Annotated in this window: 22 protein-coding genes; 15 read left to right on the plus strand and 7 right to left on the minus strand. The window is 70.0% G+C overall.

The window, feature by feature from the left end:
* Positions 1-10 precede the first annotated feature (10 nt).
* Both RR1_RS09965 and RR1_RS09970 read left to right on the plus strand, forming a co-directional pair.
* Positions 11-844: a maleylpyruvate isomerase family mycothiol-dependent enzyme gene (locus RR1_RS09965; RefSeq protein ID WP_010839784.1), complete on the plus strand. Its 834-nt coding sequence runs from the start codon at positions 11-13 to the stop codon at positions 842-844.
* A complete protein-coding gene (locus RR1_RS09970) occupies positions 841-1647 on the plus strand; it encodes a Type 1 glutamine amidotransferase-like domain-containing protein (protein WP_010839783.1) in 807 nt (268 codons plus the stop codon). The genes RR1_RS09965 and RR1_RS09970 overlap by 4 nt, the downstream gene beginning before the upstream one ends.
* Here RR1_RS09970 and RR1_RS09975 read toward each other — a convergent pair.
* The gene (locus RR1_RS09975; RefSeq protein ID WP_238559068.1) at positions 1586-1984 is read right to left on the minus strand and encodes a hypothetical protein; all 399 of its coding nucleotides are present in this window, start codon (positions 1982-1984) and stop codon (positions 1586-1588) included. The two genes, RR1_RS09970 and RR1_RS09975, sit on opposite strands and share 62 nt — an antisense overlap.
* Positions 1985-2241: 257 nt before the next feature.
* On the opposite strand from RR1_RS09975, the gene RR1_RS09980 reads away from it, so the two are divergent.
* On the plus strand, positions 2242-2526 hold the full coding sequence (locus tag RR1_RS09980; protein ID WP_010839781.1) for a GNAT family N-acetyltransferase: 285 nt from the start codon (positions 2242-2244) through the stop codon (positions 2524-2526).
* A gap of 18 nt (positions 2527-2544) precedes the next feature.
* Here the strand turns inward: RR1_RS09980 and RR1_RS09985 are convergent, their stop codons facing one another.
* Positions 2545-4083: a carboxylesterase/lipase family protein gene (locus RR1_RS09985; RefSeq protein WP_010839780.1), complete on the minus strand. Its 1539-nt coding sequence runs from the start codon at positions 4081-4083 to the stop codon at positions 2545-2547.
* A 287-nt stretch (positions 4084-4370) separates the two neighbouring features.
* Between RR1_RS09985 and RR1_RS09990 the strand changes: the two genes are divergently transcribed.
* From RR1_RS09990 to RR1_RS10020, 7 genes are all read left to right on the plus strand, one after another.
* Positions 4371-5018: a TenA family protein gene (locus RR1_RS09990; protein WP_238559074.1), complete on the plus strand. Its 648-nt coding sequence runs from the start codon at positions 4371-4373 to the stop codon at positions 5016-5018.
* Complete coding sequence (locus RR1_RS09995; RefSeq protein WP_010839778.1) at positions 5015-6037, plus strand: ABC transporter substrate-binding protein; 1023 nt, start codon at positions 5015-5017, stop codon at positions 6035-6037. Before RR1_RS09990 ends, RR1_RS09995 begins: the two co-directional genes overlap by 4 nt.
* 22 nt (positions 6038-6059) lie before the next feature.
* Positions 6060-6848: an ABC transporter permease gene (locus RR1_RS10000; RefSeq protein ID WP_010839777.1), complete on the plus strand. Its 789-nt coding sequence runs from the start codon at positions 6060-6062 to the stop codon at positions 6846-6848.
* Positions 6845-7621, plus strand: coding sequence for an ABC transporter ATP-binding protein (locus tag RR1_RS10005; protein WP_010839776.1), 777 nt, complete (start codon positions 6845-6847; stop codon positions 7619-7621). The genes RR1_RS10000 and RR1_RS10005 overlap by 4 nt, the downstream gene beginning before the upstream one ends.
* Before the next feature lie 216 nt (positions 7622-7837).
* Positions 7838-8881 carry an alpha/beta hydrolase gene (locus tag RR1_RS10010; protein WP_081634240.1) on the plus strand — a complete coding sequence of 348 codons (1044 nt, stop codon included), beginning with the start codon at positions 7838-7840 and terminating at the stop codon, positions 8879-8881.
* Positions 8882-9014: 133 nt separating this feature from the next.
* Positions 9015-9512 carry a hypothetical protein gene (locus tag RR1_RS10015; protein ID WP_010839774.1) on the plus strand — a complete coding sequence of 166 codons (498 nt, stop codon included), beginning with the start codon at positions 9015-9017 and terminating at the stop codon, positions 9510-9512.
* 99 nt (positions 9513-9611) lie between these two features.
* Entirely contained in the window at positions 9612-11045 is a 1434-nt protein-coding gene (locus RR1_RS10020; RefSeq protein ID WP_010839773.1) for a T3SS (YopN, CesT) and YbjN peptide-binding chaperone 1, read from the plus strand.
* Here the strand turns inward: RR1_RS10020 and RR1_RS10025 are convergent.
* Positions 11021-11722, minus strand: a complete 702-nt coding sequence (locus RR1_RS10025; RefSeq protein ID WP_238559067.1) for a restriction endonuclease — start codon at positions 11720-11722, stop codon at positions 11021-11023. The two genes, RR1_RS10020 and RR1_RS10025, sit on opposite strands and share 25 nt — an antisense overlap.
* Before the next feature lie 197 nt (positions 11723-11919).
* On the opposite strand from RR1_RS10025, the gene RR1_RS10030 reads away from it, so the two are divergent.
* Positions 11920-12210 (plus strand): hypothetical protein, encoded by a 291-nt coding sequence (locus RR1_RS10030; protein WP_010839770.1) that lies wholly within the window; start codon positions 11920-11922, stop codon positions 12208-12210.
* 56 nt (positions 12211-12266) lie between these two features.
* On the opposite strand, the gene RR1_RS10035 is transcribed toward RR1_RS10030, so the two are convergent.
* Positions 12267-13691 carry an amidase gene (locus RR1_RS10035; RefSeq protein WP_010839769.1) on the minus strand — a complete coding sequence of 475 codons (1425 nt, stop codon included), beginning with the start codon at positions 13689-13691 and terminating at the stop codon, positions 12267-12269.
* Positions 13692-13815: 124 nt separating this feature from the next.
* Here RR1_RS10035 and RR1_RS10040 point away from each other — a divergent pair, with 124 nt between their 5' ends.
* Positions 13816-14625, plus strand: coding sequence for a maleate cis-trans isomerase family protein (locus RR1_RS10040; protein ID WP_010839768.1), 810 nt, complete (start codon positions 13816-13818; stop codon positions 14623-14625).
* Here the strand turns inward: RR1_RS10040 and RR1_RS10045 are convergent.
* A complete protein-coding gene (locus tag RR1_RS10045) occupies positions 14569-15072 on the minus strand; it encodes a DUF3830 family protein (RefSeq protein WP_040774888.1) in 504 nt (167 codons plus the stop codon). The genes RR1_RS10040 and RR1_RS10045 overlap by 57 nt on opposite strands.
* Before the next feature lie 118 nt (positions 15073-15190).
* Here RR1_RS10045 and RR1_RS10050 point away from each other — a divergent pair, with 118 nt between their 5' ends.
* From RR1_RS10050 to katG, 3 genes are read left to right on the plus strand one after another with little or no spacing between them, the layout of a single operon-like run.
* Entirely contained in the window at positions 15191-15925 is a 735-nt protein-coding gene (locus RR1_RS10050) for a maleate cis-trans isomerase family protein (protein ID WP_040774886.1), read from the plus strand.
* Positions 15926-15984: 59 nt separating this feature from the next.
* The gene (locus tag RR1_RS10055) at positions 15985-16440 is read left to right on the plus strand and encodes a Fur family transcriptional regulator (protein WP_371836784.1); all 456 of its coding nucleotides are present in this window, start codon (positions 15985-15987) and stop codon (positions 16438-16440) included.
* 39 nt (positions 16441-16479) lie between these two features.
* Complete coding sequence (gene katG / locus RR1_RS10060; protein ID WP_051111296.1) at positions 16480-18660, plus strand: catalase/peroxidase HPI; 2181 nt, start codon at positions 16480-16482, stop codon at positions 18658-18660.
* Positions 18661-18708: 48 nt separating this feature from the next.
* On the opposite strand, the gene RR1_RS10065 is transcribed toward katG, so the two are convergent.
* The gene (locus RR1_RS10065) at positions 18709-19668 is read right to left on the minus strand and encodes a D-2-hydroxyacid dehydrogenase (protein ID WP_010839763.1); all 960 of its coding nucleotides are present in this window, start codon (positions 19666-19668) and stop codon (positions 18709-18711) included.
* Entirely contained in the window at positions 19665-20381 is a 717-nt protein-coding gene (locus RR1_RS10070; protein WP_010839762.1) for a GntR family transcriptional regulator, read from the minus strand. The genes RR1_RS10065 and RR1_RS10070 overlap by 4 nt, the downstream gene beginning before the upstream one ends.
* Between the last annotated feature and the right edge of the window lie 3 nt (positions 20382-20384).

Raw genomic sequence — 20384 nt, forward strand, 5'->3', positions numbered from 1 at the left:
AGGACACCGGGTGGCCGACTTCGATCGCGACACGATTCTGCCCGCACTCTTCGCCGAATGGGACGTCCTGCTCGAGCTGCTCGACGGCATCGAGGCAGACGCGTGGTTCACCCCGACCGCCCTGCCCGGGTGGACGGTGCACGACATCACCGCTCATCTCGTCGGGACGGAGTCGATGCTCGCGGGCATCGCGACGCCGCGTGTCGACGTCGACGTCGCCGCACTCCCCCACGTCCACAATCCGATCGGTGAATTCAACGAGCAGTGGGTCGAGGCGCTGCGGGAGCTGCCGGGCAGCGAGATGGTCGTGCGGCTCGCGGAGGTGACGCGACGACGCCGCGAGAGTCTCACCGCGATGTCCGACGACGACCTGCACGCCCCGGCCGACACCCCCGCGGGTCGCGCGAGCTATCTGCGGTTCATGCGGATCCGCGTGTTCGACTGCTGGGTGCACGAACTCGACATCCGCGATGCCATCGGCGTCCCCGGCGACGAATCCGGGCCGCGGGCCGAGGTCGCGTTCGATGAGATGATCCCGGCACTGGGCTTCGTCGTCGGCAAGAAGGCGAAGGCGCCGGACGGCACGCATGCACGGTTCTCGCTCGGTGGTCCGATGGCACGCGAGATCTCCGTCGAGGTGCGAGACGGACGCGGCGCCGTGTCCGCTGCGGCGGAGTCGGAGTCGGAGCCGGAGCCGACCGTCGGCCTCGCCCTCGATTCGCGGCTGTTCACCCGGCTGGCGACGGGCCGCACGCACGCGTTCGATCACCCCGGCGAGATCACCGTCACCGGAGACGCCGATCTCGGTCGCGCGATCGCGAACTCCCTCGCGTTCACGATGTGATCCCGGGGCACCCGGCGATCCGCGCGTATCTGGCGTCGTACCGGTTCGGACCTTCGGCCGGCGAGTTCGCGGCGTTCGTGGGGGCGGCCCGCTCGGCCGTCGTCGTGGCGGCCGCGGCGGATGTGTGGCCCGCGCGTGCGCGGGCTGGCGCGGTCGACAGCGAACTGCGCTCGCTCCGTGAGATCGGTCTGCAGGCGACGGAGCTCGATCTGCGGCCGCACGTCTCGCCGCACCATCGCGGACCGGACGCCGTCCTGCTCCGCGCACTCGACGCCGCGGACCTCGTGTGGGTCCGGGGCGGAAACACCTACGTCCTGCAGGCACAGCTGGTTCGATCGGGCGCCGGAGCCGCGATCGACGAGCGCGTACGGGCCGGTGCGCTGGCGTACGCCGGGTACAGCGCGGGAGCGTGCATCGCGGGGCCGACGACGATCGGACTCGACGCATCGGACGATCCGCGTGAGGTGGCGGAACTGGATGAGGTGGGCGCACCGGAGAGCCCGAGCGGAACGCCCGGCAGTGAGGGTCTGTCGCTCGCACCGTTCTGCGTCGTCCCCCATGCGCGCGATGCGAGCGGGGAGCAGTCGCTCCTCGGGACGGCAGAGCAGGTCGCGGACACCGTCGCGGCGATCGAGCGGGCCGGATTCACGGCCCTCGAACTGGGTGACGACGCCGCCGCCGTCACCGATGGCGACGGCCGCTGGCGTCACGTCACGCCGGTGACGCGCACGCCGATCGACGTCAGCGCATCGCGGACGGGAGCGGGCCCAGGGCAGCCACCCGCACCAGGGCGGTCCAGCTGAGCGCACATCGCCGGGCGGTCACCTCGTCGGCGTCGGCGAGCAGGACGTCGAGCAGGCTGCGCGGGTGTGCGCGCCAGCAGCGGGCCAGGCCGTCGACCTCGGCGACCGTGAACAGGCCCGTACCCCGCAGCGATTCGGTCCACTCGTCGATGTGCCCGGCGTGGATCTCCTCGAGCGAGTCGTACGCAGGACCGGCGTCGAGAAACTCCTGCGAGAGGACCGAGGCGGCCAACTCGGCGAGCCTGTCGTAGGACGCGCCCCCGAGCATCGCGCCGAAGCCGCGGGTCGGCGCCGGAAGATCGAATCGGGCTTCGGTGAAGACTGGTTCGGCGGTCATGTCGGTCCCTCCAGGTCACAGGTTGGCGCCCGGCCGACCTGCAGCGATCGACCCATCGTGAGAAACCTGACGCCGGGGTGTAACGCGGTACCACTTTCTGACGATGCGGTGACGCTAGCCCACCGACGGGCGTTGCGCACCCCCTACGTCGGAACGATCCGGTAACAGAGTGACGCACGTTACGAGAGGGAACCGTCCGGATCCCGGCTATGGCGTACGTCACTCTCGGCACCGGCTCGTGCCACTAGGCTGCTCACATGACCGACACGACCGTCGTGGACGACCCCGACAACTCCCGTTTCGTGCTGCGCGTCGGCGACGCGATCGCCGCCTTCGCCGAGTATCGGGACGAGGGCGCCGCCCGCGAGTTCTTCCACACCGTCACCGAACCCGACTTCCGTGGCCGCGGCCTCGCACGCACCCTCGTCGAGCACGCCCTCGACGACGCCGAGCACCGCGGTCTGCGCGTCGTCCCCACGTGCGAGTACGTCGCGAAGGTGGTCTCCGGCGAGCCGCGCTATCAGGCGCTCGTCGACGGCTGACGGTCCGCGGACCCGCGATCAGCGGAACCCCACGACGCGGGTGCCCCACGCTTCGCGCATCTCGCGATCGGGGTCGAGCGCGAGTGCGTCCTGAGCGTCGACGAGCAGCGTCGCGCGCTCGTCGGTCGTGTACGGCGCCCAATGCGTCGAGCCGTCGAGTGCGGTCGGGGTTCCGTTGTGCGCGAACGACGTCCACCGTCGTTGCACTCGCGCCGAGACCTCGAGCGCGGACCTGCGCCCGCCGAGCCAGAACGTCGGGTCGACGTCCAGCGTCCCGAAGTTCCCGAACACGTACGGCAGTTCGGTGGCGTGGGCCGCACCCACGCGCGCGGCCCGCAACATCGGTGTCGCGTGGTCGAATCGGTACACCCACGTCGGGCAGTACCTGCTGTGCGCGTCCGCGACCCAGATCGCCGGCATCCGGAAGGCCGCGTCCCGCGAGACCGCGAGAGCGCCCTTCGGCGACGCGGGATCGGGATACGACGCGAGGATCTCCTCGAGGCGGTCGCGCCCGATCTCTGGAGAGTCGACCGCGAGCGCGTCGAGCATGGCACGCACCGATTCCGCCGTCACCGGCAGCAGCGCGGACTTCATGAACCGGAAGATCGACGCCTCGTCGCGGTTCGAGCCGATCACGAGAGGGATCCGGTGTGCGCGCCCCTTCTGGAACGCCGCGACCGGATACCACGGCAGGAACACCCGATCGACGACGGGCGCGAACGCGAGGGTCCCGGGAATCCGGGACGGGACCTCGTCGAGCAGTGCGTCTCCCGCGGCGACGAGATCGTCGACCGGGACGTCGCGCAGACGGGACGCGTCACCCAACTCGAGGAGGTCGAGGAACCGCCGCGTCACCTCCCGCGCGCGGTCGGCCCCGTACACCGACGTGGCGGGCGGACTCTGCGCGATCGCGCGATCGAAGGCGTGCGCCGCGGCCGGGCACGTCATGAGCGTCGTGATGGACGCACCACCGGACGACTCCCCGAACACCGTCACGTCGTGCGGGTCGCCGCCGAAGCTCGCGATGTTGCCCCGAACCCACCACAGCGCCGAGAGCTGATCGCGCAGGCCGCAATTGGTCTCGTAGTGCGAGTCGGCGTCACCGAATCCGCTCGGATCGAGGAAACCCAGCGGGCCGAGCCGGTAGTTGATCGTGACGACGACGACCTCGCCGCGGCGCGCGAGTTCCGTGCCGTCGTAGATCACCTGCGAGCCCGATCCGAGACCGTAGGCACCGCCGTGGATCCACACCATGACGGGGTACGGCTCGGGGCCGGGCGGCGGGGCCCACACGTTGAGCGAGAGACAGTCCTCGCTGTGTTCCGTCTCCGGATCGATCTGAACCCCGACACCCGTCCCCTGCGGTGCGATGGGGCCGAATCGGGTGCAGTCGCGGATTCCGCGCCACGGCTCCCGCGGCTCGGGGGCGCGGAATCTTCCCTCGCCCGCGGTCGACGCCGCGAACGGGATTCCCCGCCACACGCGCAGGTCACCGGCGACCTCACCGCGCACCGGACCCGCGCGTGTCCGTGCGACCAGCGAATCGGTGTCGTTCACGGGCGCCTTCCTCGTCGTCCGTAGGGCCGGCTTCCCCCCCACGATAGGCAGTGTTACCCTCGTCCGTGTCCGACACGAGGTGCTACCCGGATCGGGACGCACCACGGCGTCCCGGACGAGGTGGCTGAGAACACACCCGACGAACCTGCTTCAGGTAATACTGACGAAGGGATGTCATGGCTACAGCCGACTTCGACGTGCGCGACCTTCACTCCGATGCGTCCGCACTCGACGACGAAACCTCCACCGCCACAGCGAGATTCACCGACGAACTGTGGTCCCGCACGATGCGGATCCGCCGCGCGATCGACGACCTCGAGTTCCTCGTCCGGCTCGGCGACGGCACCCTGCCGCCCGACGTCTTCCGGGTCTACATCGAGCAGGATCAGCTCTACCTCGAGGGGTACTCGAAGGCCCTCGCGCTCGTCTCGGCCGGGGCACCGGACCCGCAGGCCGGGGGGTTCTGGGCCACTTCGGCCGCCACCGCCGCGACCGTCGAATCCGCGTTGCACGGCGACCTGCTCGGCAGCGATGCCTTGCCGGACGCGACCGGCACGCCCGTCCACACCCCCGAGTGCCTGGGCTACGTCTCGTTCCTCACGGCGACCGCCGCGACGCGGCCGTACGCGGTGGGCGCGGCCGCGGTGCTGCCGTGCTTCTGGATCTACGCGGACGTGGGCCGACGGCTCGCGCAGCAGGCGCGCGACGTCCTCGCAGCGGATCCGGATCACCCCTACGCGAGATGGGTCACGACGTACGACGCCCCCGAGTTCCACGAGTCCGTCGAGCGCGCCCGCGAACTCGTCGACGCCGCTGCGGCGGCCGCGACCGAGGCCGAACGCGAGGAGATGGCACACGTCTTCGACATCGCGTCACGCTACGAACTGATGTTCTGGGATTCGGCGCTGCACCCCCGCCCCTGGCCGGCCTCGTGACGCGGCGGCTGCGCGCCGCCCTGACCGTCGTCGTCGCCGCCGTGATCGGCGCGGCGACCCTCGCCGGATGCTCGTCGCCGGGCTCCGACGACGGCACCGTCAGGTTCGCGCTCGACTGGACGCCCAACACCAATCACACCGGGCTGTACGCCGCGATCGAGAACGGCTGGTTCGAGGAGGCCGGTCTCGACGTCGAGGTCCTCCCGTACAACGACACCTCGCCCGACGTCCTCGTCGCATCGGGCGGCGCCGACTTCGGAATCAGCTTCCAGCCGTCGTCGACGTTCTCGAAAGCCGCCGGAGCACAGTCGGTGTCGGTGCTCGCGCCGCTGCAGCGCTGGGCCTCGGGAATCGCGGTTCGCGCCGACGCCCAGGACATCACGCGGCCGCGTGATCTCGACGGCAAGACCTACGCCGGCTTCGGCGATCCCGGCGAACAGGCGTTGCTGCAGCAGGTGATTCGCGCCGACGGCGGACGCGGCGAGTTCACCACCGTGACGCTGGGTACCTCCGCGTACGAGGCGGTCTACTCGGGACAGGCCGATTTCACGTCGTCGTTCTACGCGTGGGAGGGCATCGAGGCGGAGCGCCGGGGTACACCGATGCGGTACTTCGACCAGACCGACTACGGGATCCCCGAGCAGTACGCGATCGTCGTCGACGGCAATCGCGACTGGCTCGAGGCGAATCCCGACCGCGCGCGGGCGTTCGTCGGCGCTCTGGAACGTGGCTACCGGTTCGCCGCCGACGACCCGGATGCCGCGGCCGATCTGCTGATCGCGGCGAATCCGGGCGTCTTCACCGACGAAGAGCTCGTCCACGAGAGCCAGCGGATGCTCGCCGAGCGTTACATGCGCGACGCGAACGGCGACGTCGGGCGGCAGACCTTCGAACAGTGGGCCGGATACTCGGGATTCCTGTACAGAGCGGGCGTCCTGACCGGGCCCGACGGCACACCGCTCACGAGCGAACCCGACTGGTCGGAGTACTTCACCGACGAGTACCTCGACTCGCCGTGAGCGGCGTCGTGGAGAACGAATCGTGAACGCGCTGCGCCGGATCGGGCCCGCGCTGCTCGTCGTCGCGGTTCTCCTCGTGGTGTGGCAGGTGTACGTCGCCGTCTCGGGCGTCGCGCCGCAGGTTCTGCCCTCCCCCACCCGCGTCGCGGAGATGGGGTGGGCGAACCGCGCCGACATCGGGGCGCACACCGCCGCGACGCTGCAGGTGACCTTCGTCGGGTTCTCGCTCTCGCTCGTGTGCGCATGGGCACTCGCGATCGCGATCGACTTCTCGCCGTTGCTGCGACGCGCGGTGATTCCGCTGCTGGTCGTGTCGCAGACGCTGCCGATCATCGCGATAGCGCCGCTCATGATCATCTGGTTCGGCTTCGGCCTGCTCCCCAAGGTGCTCGTCGTCGCACTCGCGACGTTCTTCCCGATGGCGATCGGTCTCGTCGAGGGGTTCGCGTCGGCGGACCGCGGCGCGGGCGCGCTGCTCCGCAGCATGGGAGCCACACGCACTCAGGTGTTCCGGTACGTCCGCCTGCCGTCGGCCCTTCCGCGGTTCTTCACGTCGCTGCGCATCGGGATCACGTACGCGGTCGTGGGCGCGGTCTTCGCCGAGTACGTCGGCGCGACGTCGGGCCTCGGCATCTACATGGCGCTGCAGAAGAACAGCTTCCGCACCGACCTCGTGCTCGCGGCCGTCGCGGTGACCGCCGCGATCAGCGTCGTCCTCTATCTCACGACCTATCTCGTCGAACGCGTGGTGACGCCGTGGGCGCTCGCCGAACCGCAGCGACGGACACCCGCAGTCCGGGAGAACGCATGACACCGTCCACCGAGTTCCTCACCGCCCGCGGGCTGCACAAGTCCTTCTCCGGCGATCACGGCACGCGCGCGGTGCTCGGCGGTGTCGACTTCCACGTCGCGCGTGGCGAATTCGTCGCGATCGTGGGACCGAGCGGATGCGGGAAGAGCACGCTGTTCACGCTCCTCGCGGGGCTCGACGACGCCGACTCCGGCGAGATCGTGCTCGGCGGCGAACGCATCACCGCCGGTGTACCCCGGTGTGCGTACATGCCGCAGAACGATCTGCTCTTCCCGTGGCGGTCGGTCCTCGAGAACGCCTCGCTCGGGCTCGAAGTACAGGGGGTTCCGCGGGCACGCGCACGCGAACGGGCCGGGACACTGTTCGCGGAGTTCGGACTCGACGGTTTCGAGGACGCCCGGCCGTCGCAACTCTCGGGCGGGATGCGCCAGCGAGCGGCACTGGTGCGCACCGTCGTTCAGGAACGCCCGCTCCTGCTCCTGGACGAGCCGCTCGGTGCCCTCGACTCGCTCACCCGCACCGACATGCAGTACTGGCTGCAGGACGTGTGGTCGCGGTTCCGCTGGACGGCCCTGATGATCACGCACGACGTCCGCGAGGCCCTGCTGCTCGCCGATCGTGTTCTCGTCCTCGCGCCCAGGCCCACTCGCGTCGCTCGCGAGATCCGCGTCGATCTGCCGCGCCCACGGACGCTCGACACCACCGCCACCGACGAGTTCACCGCGCTCGAACGCGAGGTCCTCGCTGCGCTGGTGCCCACCGTGAGTACGTGAGACTCCGTCGTGAGTACGTGAAAGTTCGTTCGGGGCGGTACGGGCCGGTATCGAAACCGTAAACCGGAACGTACCGACCTGCGGCACCGCACATTCCCCGGTTTCTATAGCGTCACGGCGTCCCCATCCACCGCGATCCCGGGCGTAGCGTCGATCAGCACACACGACGGGGTGTGGCCGCGCCCCGTGCCGTCGACGGAGACGAACGGAGGCATCATGAGCGTTGCCGAACGTGCGCGCGCCGACGCTGCCACACCGCGCCGCTCGCCGCGCCTCGCGCGCCGGCGGCCGACCCGGGCCGTCGCACCCGTGATCGAGGAGTTCGCGGGCGCGTCGTTGCAGTCGCAGGTGCTGGCGCAGTCCTTGCGCCGCACCGTCAAACCGCTCCTGAAGACCTGGTCGCGGTACCCGACGCTGCCGTGGCCCGCAGGCCTGATCGATCTCGCCTTCCAGCCCGTCGGACCCGCGCCGGGCCACGACCGCACCCGCGTGCGGCTCCCGCACTCGTTCGCCGAATTCGTCCGTCCCACAGGCGACCCCGGCGCCACCCAGGACGACACGCCACGCGCGATCCTCTACCTCCACGGCGGCGGCTTCCTGTGCTGCGGCGTGAACACCCACCGGCAGATGGTCGCGCGCATCGCGAACCGGTCGCATGCGGACACACTGAGCGTCGCGTACCGGATGATCCCCGAGGCACCCCTGCGCGGGGCCGTCGCGGACGGCGTGGACGGCTATCGCTGGCTGCTCGACCAGGGCTACGAGCCCGGCCGGATCGCGATCGTCGGCGACTCGGCGGGCGGCTTCCTCGTCTTCATGGTGACGCTCGAAGCGCTGGCCGAAGGCCTGCCCGCGCCCGCCGTGGACGTCGCGATGTCGCCGCTCACCGACCTCGATCCGGCCCGCAAGCTCGCGCATCCCAACGCGAAGGCGTGTCCGGTCTTCCCCGACAGCGCGCTGCGAGCGCTGTCGGTGCTCATCGACCGCGTCGACACCCACGCCGGGTCGATCCCGTGCGACTCCCCCGTCGACGCCGACCTGCGAGGCATGCCGCCTGCGCTCATCCAGGTCGGATCCGACGAGATCCTCTACCCCGACGCACTGCTCATGGCCGAACGGCTCGGCGCGGCGGGGGTCCCGAGCACGGTGCAGGTGTTCGAACGTCAGGTCCACGTCTTCCAGGCGGCAGCCGGCTTCGTCCCCGAAGGCCGCCGGGCCCTGTCCGAACTCGGCCGTGTCGTCCGCGAAGCGACGGCCTGAGACGACCGTCACTCGCGCGAAACCTGAGAGAGCGATAACGGCCGCCGTTATCTAGTGTGTACCGCGCTAGTCAACCAGCGGCGATGCCTCCAGGACCGTGCACCGTTTCGCCGCCCGACACGGACGGGTACGCATGAGAGATGGAACAGTCGTCGCCGGAACCGCGGTGGTCGCCGCACTGACCATCGGCGCCGGCGTGCTCGTCGGTGCCGCGGACGGCGTGTTCGCCGGACCGCCGCCCGTCGTCGAACCGCCCGAACTCGTCACGTCGGGGCTCAACGTCGCGACCGGCTTCTACACGTCCCCCACCTCGGTGCGTCCCGTCGTCGAGATCCCGCCGTCGCCGACGTGGGCCGTCGCACCGCCGCGCACGGCACCGCCCCGCACCACGGCCGCCCAGAGCTCCGAGCCGCCACGACCGCCCGGCGAGGAGCACGACCGCCCCGCCGAGGTGATCGAGCTCGCGGTCGCTCCCCAGCCCACGGAGCCCGCCGTCGTCGATCTCCGTCCCGTCACCCCGGTCCCGCCGCCCGAGCCCGCACCCGAATCCCCCGCGCCCGCCGAGCCCGCCGAGCCGGCTCCGGAGGAGCCCGAGATCACGATCCCGCCCGTCGCCGCGCCCGCCGAGTAGCCGCCGGCAGCCCGCCACCGCGAGTCCGGCTGCCACGACGCCGCGGCGGTAGAGTGATTCCCGTCCGGTTACTGCGGCACGGGGACGGAGGCTCGGCTCATGGCGAAATCCGCGCCGTCGAACGGGCCGGACGAGCAGGGCTTCGACCTCGACAGCGCGGTCAACCGCGCGTGGGCCGAGTTCCAGGTGAGCCTGGCCGATCACATCTCGCAGATGGCTCCCGGTGACGCCCTCGTCCTCGAGAACGGTTACGACGACCTCGGCGAGCAGGCCGAAGACCACGAGCCTCCCGATCAGGGACGTACCCCGTCGTCGGGCGCGACGGGCATCCGGCCGTGTGTGCAGTTCGTCCTCGACGCGGGCGACCGCGTCCGGTGCGAGGTCCCGTCGAACCACTTCCTCCATCCGCGCCGCACCCTGACACGCGCCGCCGAACGGCGGCTCACCGAACTCGGCTGGGCGCCGCCGTCGCGCTCGCCCCTGCAGCCGGGGCGCGGCGGCTCCGCGACCTTCCGGATCGACCATCCCCGCACCGGCGCGGACCGCCTCGCCGCGATGGCCGCCGCGGCGTTCCGCGACGTCTGGAACGTCACGCATCCGTCGTTCCTGCGCGCCGACTCCGGCGCCGGCACCGCCGTGGCGCTCGCGTACTCCGCCGACCCGCCTGTCTTTCCGGAGATCGATCCGCTTGCGGCGATCGCGCCCCGCGACACCGACCACCTCACCGAGATCGTCATGTACGCGCTCGTACCGTTGCTCGGCGTCGTCCCCGAACAGGATTCGGACGGCGACATCCCGATCCGCTCGGGCGGCGGCATCGTGTTCGTCCGCGTGACCGACACCGGCATCTCGCTCTTCGCGCCGCTCGTCCAGGACATCGTCGACCGCACGCGCGCCGCCGAGGTCACCGGTGACCTCAACCGGACGTGGTCGGGACTGAAGTTCGTCCTCGCGGACGACCGGCTCTCGGTGTTGTGCGACGTGCCGGCACGGCCGTTCGTCGCACAACACCTCCGCGACGCGCTCGATCTGTGCGGGGCCTTCGTTCGCACCGTCGACGACCGCTTCGCCGCGCGACTGCACGGCACCGCGTTCTTCTCGGATCAGGACGACAAACACGGGTCGTCGGCGGCACGGACGCACCGCAGACTCACGACGGGCGATCTCCCCGTCGAACTGCTCACGCTGCACGACCTCGACCCCGAGGGCACCGGCACGCTCGACGGCGCGACCGTCGCGGCGGTGTGCGGCGGCAGCCACCAACGCATCGCGCACGTCCTGCGGATGGGCAACGAGTGGGTCGCACAGTTCCGGCGCGACGCCGCCGAGACGAGTGCCCGCGGCGACGACGCGCATGCGGACACCCTCGATCGCGACGGCGACACGTGGGAGCGGGTCGTCACGAGCCTGCGCAAGGCGCTACGACTCGTCAACGGGCGGCCGGGAACCGAGCCCGAGACCACCGTCGACCCGGACGACGACGACACGCGGTTCGGCGCCAGCGGACGTCACCGCCCGCCCGGCGACACCTGACGCCGCTGCGGCCGATACCGCCGCCGCTCCCGGCGGTGAGCGATCGCGAGGAACCAGCACGTCGGTGCGCCGACGACGGCGATCGTCGTCGCGAGCACACGGAGTTCGACGTGGTCCGCGCCGAACGGCGCGACGAACAGCACGATCGTGAAGAACACGGCGCCGAGTACCCGCCAGTGCGGGCCGACGACGGCCGCGATCGGAGACCAGACGGGCCGGACGGCACGCGAGATCGCCTGTCCCGCACGCCGCCACGCGGGCAGGGCCGCCGGTTCGGGCGGTGCCGGGGCCGGCCGCTCGCGCGCGGCGGACTCGCGATCGCGCCGGTCCCGCAGCGTCGTCGCGAGGTCGTCGACCGGTTCGATGCCGTCCTTCGTCCAGGTGAACAGGGCCATGTGCGCCGACCGGGCGTAGTCGCGAGCGTCCTCGGTGTAGCCCGACTGCGAGAAGAAGAGCAGCATGCGCCGCCAGTCGGCGCCGCGCGTGCTGTAGAGCCCGCGCAGATCCTCCGCGGTCGCCGGGCCGTCGCGCCATTTCACCTGTGCGGACGCACCCTGTGCGAACACGTCGATACCGTGGCCGGTGCCGTACTCGAGCGCAGTGGCGTCACGGAACCCGATCGTGCGCATGTACTCGGCCGCACTCGATTCGGCTTCCACCGACGTGCGTATGCGCACGATCCGTCACCCCTCTCACTCTCCGGTCTCGTGGCGACGGAGCGCGCCGCCACGATCGACGGTACACACGTCGCCGCGGCGACCGGGACCACCGCGCGATGCGGGCCGGTTGCTCGCGACGGCGAGTTTGACGGCCCGGCGGCCCGGGTACCCGTCCACAACCGATCGATCCGAGTCGCCGAACGAGGAGGACGGGTATGTCGCTGGACAGTTACGAAGGTGACGCCTCCCGCGTCACTCGCGGGCACGTCGGCACCGCGATGACCGACACCCGCGGATATCCGGGCTTCATCCTGATCGGCGGATCCTTCGCCGTGCTCGGGCTCTTCATCGTGGCGCTCGGGTACGGATTCGCCGGATGGGCCGTCATCGCGGGCATCGCGTTCGTCGTGATGCTCGGCGGCGGCGTCACCTACGCGTTGCTCGAGCACCGCCGCATCGTCCGGGTCAACGAACGCGAGAACCGCCCGGATCTCCAGGGCCACTGAGCTGCGGGGCCACTGAGCTGCGGGGCCACCGGGCTTCGGGGCCACCGGCCCCGTCGTCACCCCAGCGGCGGCCGCCGTGTGTGCCAGTCGGTAGCGCGCTCGTAGGCGTGCGCTGCGGCGAGCACCCGCTGATCGCCGTGCCGTGCAGCGACGATCTGCAGCCCCACGGGCAGGCCCGCGGCGGAGAAGCCGCACGGCACCGAGGCCGCCGGTTGCTGCGTCAGGTTGAACGGATAGGTGAACGGCGTCCAACTCGTCCACCGCTCCGCCGACGACCCTGGGGGAACCTCGACGCCCGCCTCGAACGCGACGATCGGCACCGTCGGCGTCACGAGCAGGTCGTAGGTCTCGTGGAACGTGCCCATCCGCAGACCGAGCGCCATCCGCCGCGCCATCGCCTCCAGATAGTCCTGCGCGCTGTAGGTGAGACCCTGCCGGCAGATCTCGGCGAGCCCGGGGTCGAGCAGCTCCCGCTGCTGCTCCGTGAGGTGCTCGGTGGCCTTCGCCGCACCGGCGAACCACAGGCACTCGAACGCCCACACCTCGTCCGCGAAACCGGGATCGACGGCGTCGACGCGCGCACCGAGATCCGCGAGCACGCCCACGGCCTTCTCGACGATCGCGTCGACCTCGGGATCGACCGTCGCGAACCCGAGGTCGCGGCTGTACGCGATCCGCACACCCTCGAGCGGGGCGTCCTCGGGCACCTCCGCGAGCGCCTGGACGTACGGCACCGCTGGCTGCGGCAGCGCCGACCAGTCACGCGCGTCGAAGCCCGTGACGACGTCCATCAGGGCCGCGGTGTCGGCGACGGTGCGCGTCATCGGCCCCGCGTGGGCGAGGGTGCCGAACGGACTCGACGGAAACAGCGGGATGGCGCCGTAGGTCGGCTTGAGGGTCGTGACGCCACAGAAGCTCGCCGGGATACGGACGGAACCGCCGCCGTCGGTGCCGAGGGCGAGCGGCGCCATTCCCGCGGCGACGGCCGCTCCCGCACCGCCGCTCGATCCGCCCGCCGTCGTGGCGGGGTTCCACGGATTGCGGGTGATGCCGGTGAGCGGGCTGTCGGTGACGCCCTTCCACGCGAACTCGGGCGTCGTCGTCTTGCCGACGATCACAGCACCCGATTCGCGGACCCGCGCGACGACGGGCGCGTCCTCGGGCCACGGCTGATCGGGGTCGACCGTCTTCGAGCCGCGCCGCGTGGGCCGGCCCGCGGTGAGGAAGATGTCCTTGATCGAGATCGGCACGCCGTCGAGCAGGCTCTTCGGCTCGCCCGCGAGCCAGCGTTTCGCCGAACTGCGCGCTTCCTCTAGCGCGAACTCGTCGTCGCGCACACAATAGGCATTGACAGTGCTGTCATGGCGGTCGATGCGTTCCAGCACCGCCGCGGTCGCTTCCTCCGGCGACACCTGCGCACTGCGATAGAGCGCGGCGAGTTCGGTGGCGGTCAACCCGGCGAGGTCCTCGAGATCGGTCACGGAACACTTCCTAACGCCGTCGGCCCCCGCTCGGGGGCGAATTCCATCACATCTGCTGGGGATCGACTCTCGTTCGATCGATAGTAGATTGTCAACAATAAGCACGCGAGAGAGCGGTGGCATCATGAGCAGCAACGTCGCCCGGCAGAAGTACATCGGAGTCATCTCCCCCTACGACTTCGCGCTCGATCGCGAGATCTGGAAGTGGACGCCCAAGCGCACCGACCTCCTCATGACGCGAACGTCCCATCTGGGACTGCCCTCCACGGTCGCGATGGCCGAGGGCATCTCCGACGACCGCACTCTGACCTCCCGTACCCGCGCACTGCTCACTACCGACCCGGACGTCGTGCTCTACCTGTGTACGTCGGGCAGCTTCGTGCGGGGCGCGGACGGTGAGCGCCACATGCGCGACGTCATGCACGGCGCGGGCGCGCGGCGGGCGATCACGACGTCGGGCTCGCTCGTCGACGCCGCCGCGGCACTGGGGGTGACGCGGCTCGCCGTCGCGACGCCGTATCTCGACAACGTGACCGGTTGCCTGCACGAGTTCCTCCACCAGAGCGGGATCGAGGTCGTGGGCGGGTCGGGGCTCGGGATCGACAGCCGGATCTGGGAGGTCGATTCGGCGCGCACGCGCGAGCTGGTCTTCGCGGCCGATCGCCCCGACGCCGAAGCGGTCTTCGTGAGCTGCACCAACCTGCGTACGTACGGATTGATCCGCGAGCTCGAGGCCGAACTCGGCAAGCCGGTCCTCACCGCGAACCAGGTGTCGGTGTGGAACGCGCTGCGGGTCGCCGGGATCAAGGCGCCCGACATCAAGCAGCGCCTGTTCCTGGAGACCCGCGGACCGCGCCGTGAACGGCTCGCGACGGTGTCAGAGCTCCCCGTCGTGCCGGTCGAACCGGAGGACCTCACCTTCCACACCGCGTAGCCAGAGGTCGTTCGAGGCCTCGGCGATCTCGTCGAGGCCGCGGACGATCGTCGCGAAGACGGTGCCCGGAACGAAGCCGAAGTCCGCGTTGAGCAGCAGGTTGTTACGACCGTAGAAGACGGCGAGGTCGATCTTGCCCTGCGCCGGAGTGTCGACGTCACCGTATCCGTGCGTCGACGGCGTGAGCTGCCACGGCGCGAACTCGAAGTACATGACGTCACCCGGAATCGGCGTGATGGTGGGGTTCTCGAGGCCCGGCTCCTCGTCGGCGAAGGCGTCGACGAGGGTGTAGATCTCGTTGCGTGCGTACTTCGCATGAAAGGCGTTCACCCCCAGCGGAAGTGAATTCCACACCGCATCGCACGTCCTGGGCGCCTCGGCGTCGAGAAGCTTCGCGACGCACGTGACGCCGCGCCGGGTGAGGGTGATGTCGATGTAGCGCGCCATGACGCTCCTTGCGCTCGGGACCGCGCCACCCGGCACGCGGGCGGCGCAGTCGGTACATTGACGACCGTCGGTACATTGTCGACAATCCTGCAATCGCTGATTCTGCACCGGAGGTGACATGTCCGCCACTCGCCCGGCCATCGGGATGCTCTACCCGGGACACTCCGCGGAGGACGACTTCCCCCGCTTCGAGCGCGTCCTCGGCGACGACGTCGCGCTCCCGGTGACGCACACCCTCATGAACGTCGACGCCCACCGGCTCGAGCAGCTCCTCGACTGGGGGCGCGACGAGACGCTCGCCGCGGGCGCCGACGACGCGGGAGCCGTGGACGCCCTCGTCTGGACGTGCACGTCGGGCAGCTTCTGCTACGGCTGGGACGGCGCCCACGCGCAGTCCGCGAAGCTCGCGCAGCACGCGGGCGTTCCCGCGTCGAGCACCTCACTGGCGTTCGTCCACGCGCTGCGGCACATGGGCATCGACACCGTCGGCGTGTCGGCCACCTACCCCGAGGACGTCGCGGAACTGTTCCGCGACTTCCTGAAGGCGGGCGGCATCGAGACCGTGCGGACGGTGGGCCACGACGTCGTGACGGCGGCCGAGGTGGGGACGTTCGGCCGCGACCGCCTCTTCGAGATCGCCGCGTCGGGCGATCACCCCGATGCCCAGGCGATCCTGCTGCCCGACACCGCCTTTCACACCGTAGAGCATCTCGATGCGCTCGACGCCCACGTCGGCAAGCCGGTTCTGACCGCCAACCAGGTCTCGGTGTGGGAGGCGCTGCGCCTCGTCGGCGTTCCTGCCCGGTACGCGGGGCTCGGCACGCTCTTCGGCGGCTTCGCCGCTCGTGCGTGACTTTCCGGTCCCCACTCCGGAAACTCACGCACGACCATTCCTTGACTCGTTCAAGTTTTATGCGGGATAGTGTGACTGTGCCCACAAGCGCGGATTTCCCCGAGCAGCTGCGGGACGTGAGGCTGCGCGTTACACGGCCCCGCATCGCGGTACTCGAAGCCGTCCATGCGCACCCGCACTCCGACACGGAGACGATCTTCACGGCCGTGCGCGAGAGCAGGCCCTCCGTGTCGCGGCAGGCCGTGTACGACGTCCTGCACGCCCTCACCGCCAAGGGCCTCCTCCGGCGTATCCAGCCCGCGGGCTCGGTCTCGCTGTACGAGGCCCGCGTCGGCGACAACCACCACCACATCGTGTGCCGTTCGTGCGGGACCGTCCGCGACGTCGACTGCGTCGTCGGCGAGCCGCCGTGCATCACACCTCCCGATCAGGAGGATTTCGTCCTCGACCAGGCCGAGGTCCTCTTCTGGGGCATATGCCCCGACTGTTCCGAAGCGTCTCGTTCGCCTCGGTGATCACAGCCCGATTCACCGAAAACCGGAAGGAAGCACGCAGTGTCAGAGAGCGAAAACCCGGTAATCCCTTCGCCGACGCCGAAGGCACACCGCCCGCGGACCAATCAGGACTGGTGGCCTGAGCAGGTCGACCTGTCGCCGCTCAAGAAGCACACACCGCAGGCCAGCCCGGTGGGCGCGGATTTCGACTACGCCGCGGAGTTCGCCGATCTCGACGTCGAGGCCGTCAAGCGCGATCTGTTCGAGCTCATGACCACCTCGCAGGACTGGTGGCCTGCCGACTACGGCCACTACGGCCCGCTGTTCATCCGGATGAGCTGGCACGCCGCCGGCACCTACCGCACCCTCGACGGTCGCGGTGGCGGTGGCGAAGGTGCCCAGCGGTTCGCACCGCTCAACAGCTGGCCCGACAACGCGAGCCTCGACAAGGCCCGGCGACTGCTGTGGCCGATCAAACAGAAGTACGGCAGGTCGCTCTCCTGGGCGGATCTGCTGGTGTTCGCCGGCAACTGTGCGATCGAGCAGATGGGGCTGCCGACTTTCGGCTTCGGGTTCGGACGCCCGGACATCTGGGAGCCGGAGGAGATCTACTTCGGCGAGGAGGAGTCCTGGCTCGCGACCAACCGCCGATACTCCGGTGAGCGCGAGCTGTCCAAGCCGCTCGGCGCCACGACGATGGGTCTGATCTACGTCAACCCCGAAGGGCCCGAGGGCCAGCCCGATCCGGTCGCCGCAGCCCACGACATCCGCGAGACCTTCGCCCGGATGGCGATGAACGACGAAGAGACGGTGGCGCTCATCGCCGGCGGGCACACCTTCGGCAAGACGCACGGCGCCGGCAATCCCGACCTCGTCGGTCCCGAGCCCGAGGCCGCCCCGATCGAGCAGCAGGGGCTCGGCTGGAAGAGTTCGTACGGCACCGGCGTCGGCAAGGATGCCATCACCGGCGGTCCCGAGGTGGTGTGGACACCGACTCCGACGAAGTGGGACAACACCTTCCTCGAGACGCTCTACGGGTTCGAGTGGGAGCTCACCAAGTCGCCTGCCGGAGCGTGGCAGTGGACAGCGAAGGACGGCGCCGGCTCGGGCACCATTCCTGATCCCTTCGACGGCCCCGGCCGGGCTCCCACCATGCTCACGACCGACCTGTCGCTGCGCGAGGATCCGGAGTACGCGAAGATCACGCGGCGGTGGCTCGATCACCCCGAAGAGCTGAGTGAGGCGTTCGCGAAGGCCTGGTACAAGCTGCTGCACCGCGACATGGGGCCGCTGACGCGCTATCTCGGACCGTGGGTCGCCGAACCGCAGCTCTGGCAGGACCCGGTTCCGGCCGTGGATCATTCGCTGGTCGACGAGGACGACATCTCCGCGCTGAAGGCGACGATCCTCGACTCCGGGCTGACCGTCCAGCAACTCGTGTCCACGGCCTGGGCGGCGGCCGCCAGCTACCGCGGCACCGACATGCGCGGCGGCGCCAACGGTGGCCGCCTTCGGCTGGCGCCGCAGAAGGATTGGGACGTCAACGAACCCAGCAAGCTCGCCGCGGTGTTGAGCACACTCGAGGACGTGGCCGATCGCTTCAACGCAGCGGCACCCGAGGACAAGAAGGTCTCCTTCGCAGACATCGTCGTCATCGCGGGCGCAGCAGGCGTCGAAAAGGCCGCGCAGAATGCGGGTTTCGCTGTCACCGTCCCTGTCACCCCCGGGCGGACCGACGCGTCGCAAGCGGACACGGACGTCGAGTCGTTCAGTTTCCTCGAGCCCGTCGCCGACGGCTTCCGCAACTACCTGCAGCCGGGTGTGAAGGCTCCGGTCGAGCATCTTCTCGTCGATCGCGCGTACATGCTCGACCTCACCGCTCCCGACATGACGGTGCTCGTGGGCGGGCTGCGGGCGCTGGGTGCCAACCACGGCGGCACGAAGCACGGCGTCTTCACCGACCGCGTCGGCGCGTTGACGAACGACTTCTTCGTCAACCTGCTCGACATGCGCACCCAGTGGAAGGTGTCGGAGGCGGAAGACGGTGTCTACGAAGGCACCGATCGAGTGTCGGGTGAACCACGGTGGACAGCCACGGCCGCCGACCTCGTGTTCGGCTCCAACGCGATCCTGCGTTCGCTCGCCGAGGTCTACGCGTCCGACGACGCGAAGGAGAAGTTCGTCGCCGACTTCGTCGCGGCATGGGTCAAGGTCATGAACAACGACCGCTTCGACCTGTAGGCGCTGCGCGCTCGTGAGTGAGTTTCCGGTGTGGGGCCGGAAACTCACTCACGAGTCGGAGGCCACGTAGCCACGCTGTTTGTCGACGACGTTGCGCAGCCCGTCTCCCGCGACGTACCGCTCGACGTTGTCGACGAACAGCTTCGCGAGGCGATCACGCCAGCCTCGCGCGTCGCCGCTCATGTGCGGCGAGATCAGAACGTTCTCGAATCGCCACAACGGCGACTCCGCCGGCAGCGGCTCCGTCTCGAAGACGTCGAGCGCCGCTCCGGCGATCGAACGCGACTCGATCGACGCGACGAGATCCTCCGTGACGACGAGTTCGCCCCGCCCGACGTTGATCAGCCGCGCCGTCGGCTTCATCGCAGCCAGGACGCGCTCCCCCACCATGTGCTCGGTCTGCTCGGTCAGCGGAGCGACCATCACCAGCCAGTCGTGATCGCCCACGTACGACTCGAGGTCGTCGCTCAGCCGCACCTCCCCGAAATCGGGGTCCCCGCTCCGCTCGCGCCGCCCGGCCCCGACGACCTCGACGCCGACGGCACGCAGCAGTCCCGCGATCTCACGGCCGATCGCACCGGTGCCCACCACGACGGCGCTCGTTCCGGCGAGCTGCTCGGTCTCACGGTGACGCCACAGCCGGCCGTCCTGCAGCCGCAGCGACCGCGGCACGTCCTTGGCGAACGCCAGCATCGACGCGAGCACGAACTCCGCGATCGGCCGGTCGAAGATGCCGCGCGAATTCGTCACCACCACATCGGAGTTCACGAGACCGTCGAAGAGCAGCGTGTCGACACCCGCCGCGGCGACGTGGATCCATCGCAGCGAGTCCGCTGCGGGCCACGCGGCCTCGAGGGCGTGGGAGAAGAAGTCCCACACCAGCAGGACCTCGGTACCGGGAAGCGCCTCGGCGAGCGTGTCCGCCGTCGCGTAGCGCACCTCCGCGACGCGCTCGACCGCGCCCAGACCGTCGGGCAGGTGCTCGTCGTGGAGGATCGTGACGATCACAGCACACCTCCGTCCCGCTGCTGCATGAGCGCCGTGAGATCGCGTACGGCGGTGTCCATGTGCTCGTGGATCGCCGCCTCGAGCTCCGGGAGTGCACCGCTGTCGAGCAGGTCGACGAGGTGCCGATGCTCGTCGGCCAGCACGTGCGGACGGTTGTAGGCGTTCGCGAGATGCACCATGCACATGCGTGATTCGGCGGCCAGCGTCGAGTAGATGCGGACGAGCCTGCTGTTGCCGGTCGCGTCCACGAGGGCCTGATGGAACGCGAGATCCTGTTTCGCCACGCGCGCCCAGTCGCCCGACGCGATCAGCGCGGGCATTCCGTCGACGATCTTCGAGAGCGTCGCGACGGCAGCCCGCTTGCGGGTCTTCGGGAAACCGAACACCGTCTGCGCCGCCGCGGTCTCCACCGCGTCACGTGCGGCGTAGATCTCGGCGACGTCGTCGGCGCTCAGTTCGACGACGAACACCCCCCGGTTGCGGTGACTGACCAGCAGCCCCTCCTGCGAGAGGCGTTGCAGCGCTTCGCGTACCGGCCCGCGCGAGACCTCGAGCTGCCCCGCGAGCGACGCCTCGCTGAGCTGCTCGCCCGGGCCGAACGAGCCGTCGAGTACCTTCTCGCGCAACTGGTTGGCGATGAGGACCGCCGTCTGCGGTGCGTCGATCGGCGACAGTGTCCTGCGTTGTGCTGCTCTCGCGGCTGTTCTCGCCATGGG

The sequence above is a fragment of the Rhodococcus rhodnii NBRC 100604 genome (assembly GCF_001894925.1).
GTDB classification, from domain to species: domain Bacteria; phylum Actinomycetota; class Actinomycetes; order Mycobacteriales; family Mycobacteriaceae; genus Rhodococcus_F; species Rhodococcus_F rhodnii.

Coding starts and splice junctions, on each gene's coding strand:
- RR1_RS09975 (WP_238559068.1), bottom strand. CDS start 1,984: ATGACCGCCGAACCAGTCTTCACCGAAGCCCGATTCGATCTTCCGGCG.
- RR1_RS09980 (WP_010839781.1), top strand. CDS start 2,242: ATGACCGACACGACCGTCGTGGACGACCCCGACAACTCCCGTTTCGTG.
- RR1_RS09990 (WP_238559074.1), top strand. CDS start 4,371: ATGCGGATCCGCCGCGCGATCGACGACCTCGAGTTCCTCGTCCGGCTC.
- RR1_RS10005 (WP_010839776.1), top strand. CDS start 6,845: ATGACACCGTCCACCGAGTTCCTCACCGCCCGCGGGCTGCACAAGTCC.
- RR1_RS10010 (WP_081634240.1), top strand. CDS start 7,838: ATGAGCGTTGCCGAACGTGCGCGCGCCGACGCTGCCACACCGCGCCGC.
- RR1_RS10015 (WP_010839774.1), top strand. CDS start 9,015: ATGAGAGATGGAACAGTCGTCGCCGGAACCGCGGTGGTCGCCGCACTG.
- RR1_RS10020 (WP_010839773.1), top strand. CDS start 9,612: ATGGCGAAATCCGCGCCGTCGAACGGGCCGGACGAGCAGGGCTTCGAC.
- RR1_RS10030 (WP_010839770.1), top strand. CDS start 11,920: ATGTCGCTGGACAGTTACGAAGGTGACGCCTCCCGCGTCACTCGCGGG.
- RR1_RS10040 (WP_010839768.1), top strand. CDS start 13,816: ATGAGCAGCAACGTCGCCCGGCAGAAGTACATCGGAGTCATCTCCCCC.
- RR1_RS10045 (WP_040774888.1), bottom strand. CDS start 15,072: ATGGCGCGCTACATCGACATCACCCTCACCCGGCGCGGCGTCACGTGC.
- RR1_RS10050 (WP_040774886.1), top strand. CDS start 15,191: ATGTCCGCCACTCGCCCGGCCATCGGGATGCTCTACCCGGGACACTCC.
- RR1_RS10055 (WP_371836784.1), top strand. CDS start 15,985: ATGCGGGATAGTGTGACTGTGCCCACAAGCGCGGATTTCCCCGAGCAG.
- RR1_RS10070 (WP_010839762.1), bottom strand. CDS start 20,381: ATGGCGAGAACAGCCGCGAGAGCAGCACAACGCAGGACACTGTCGCCG.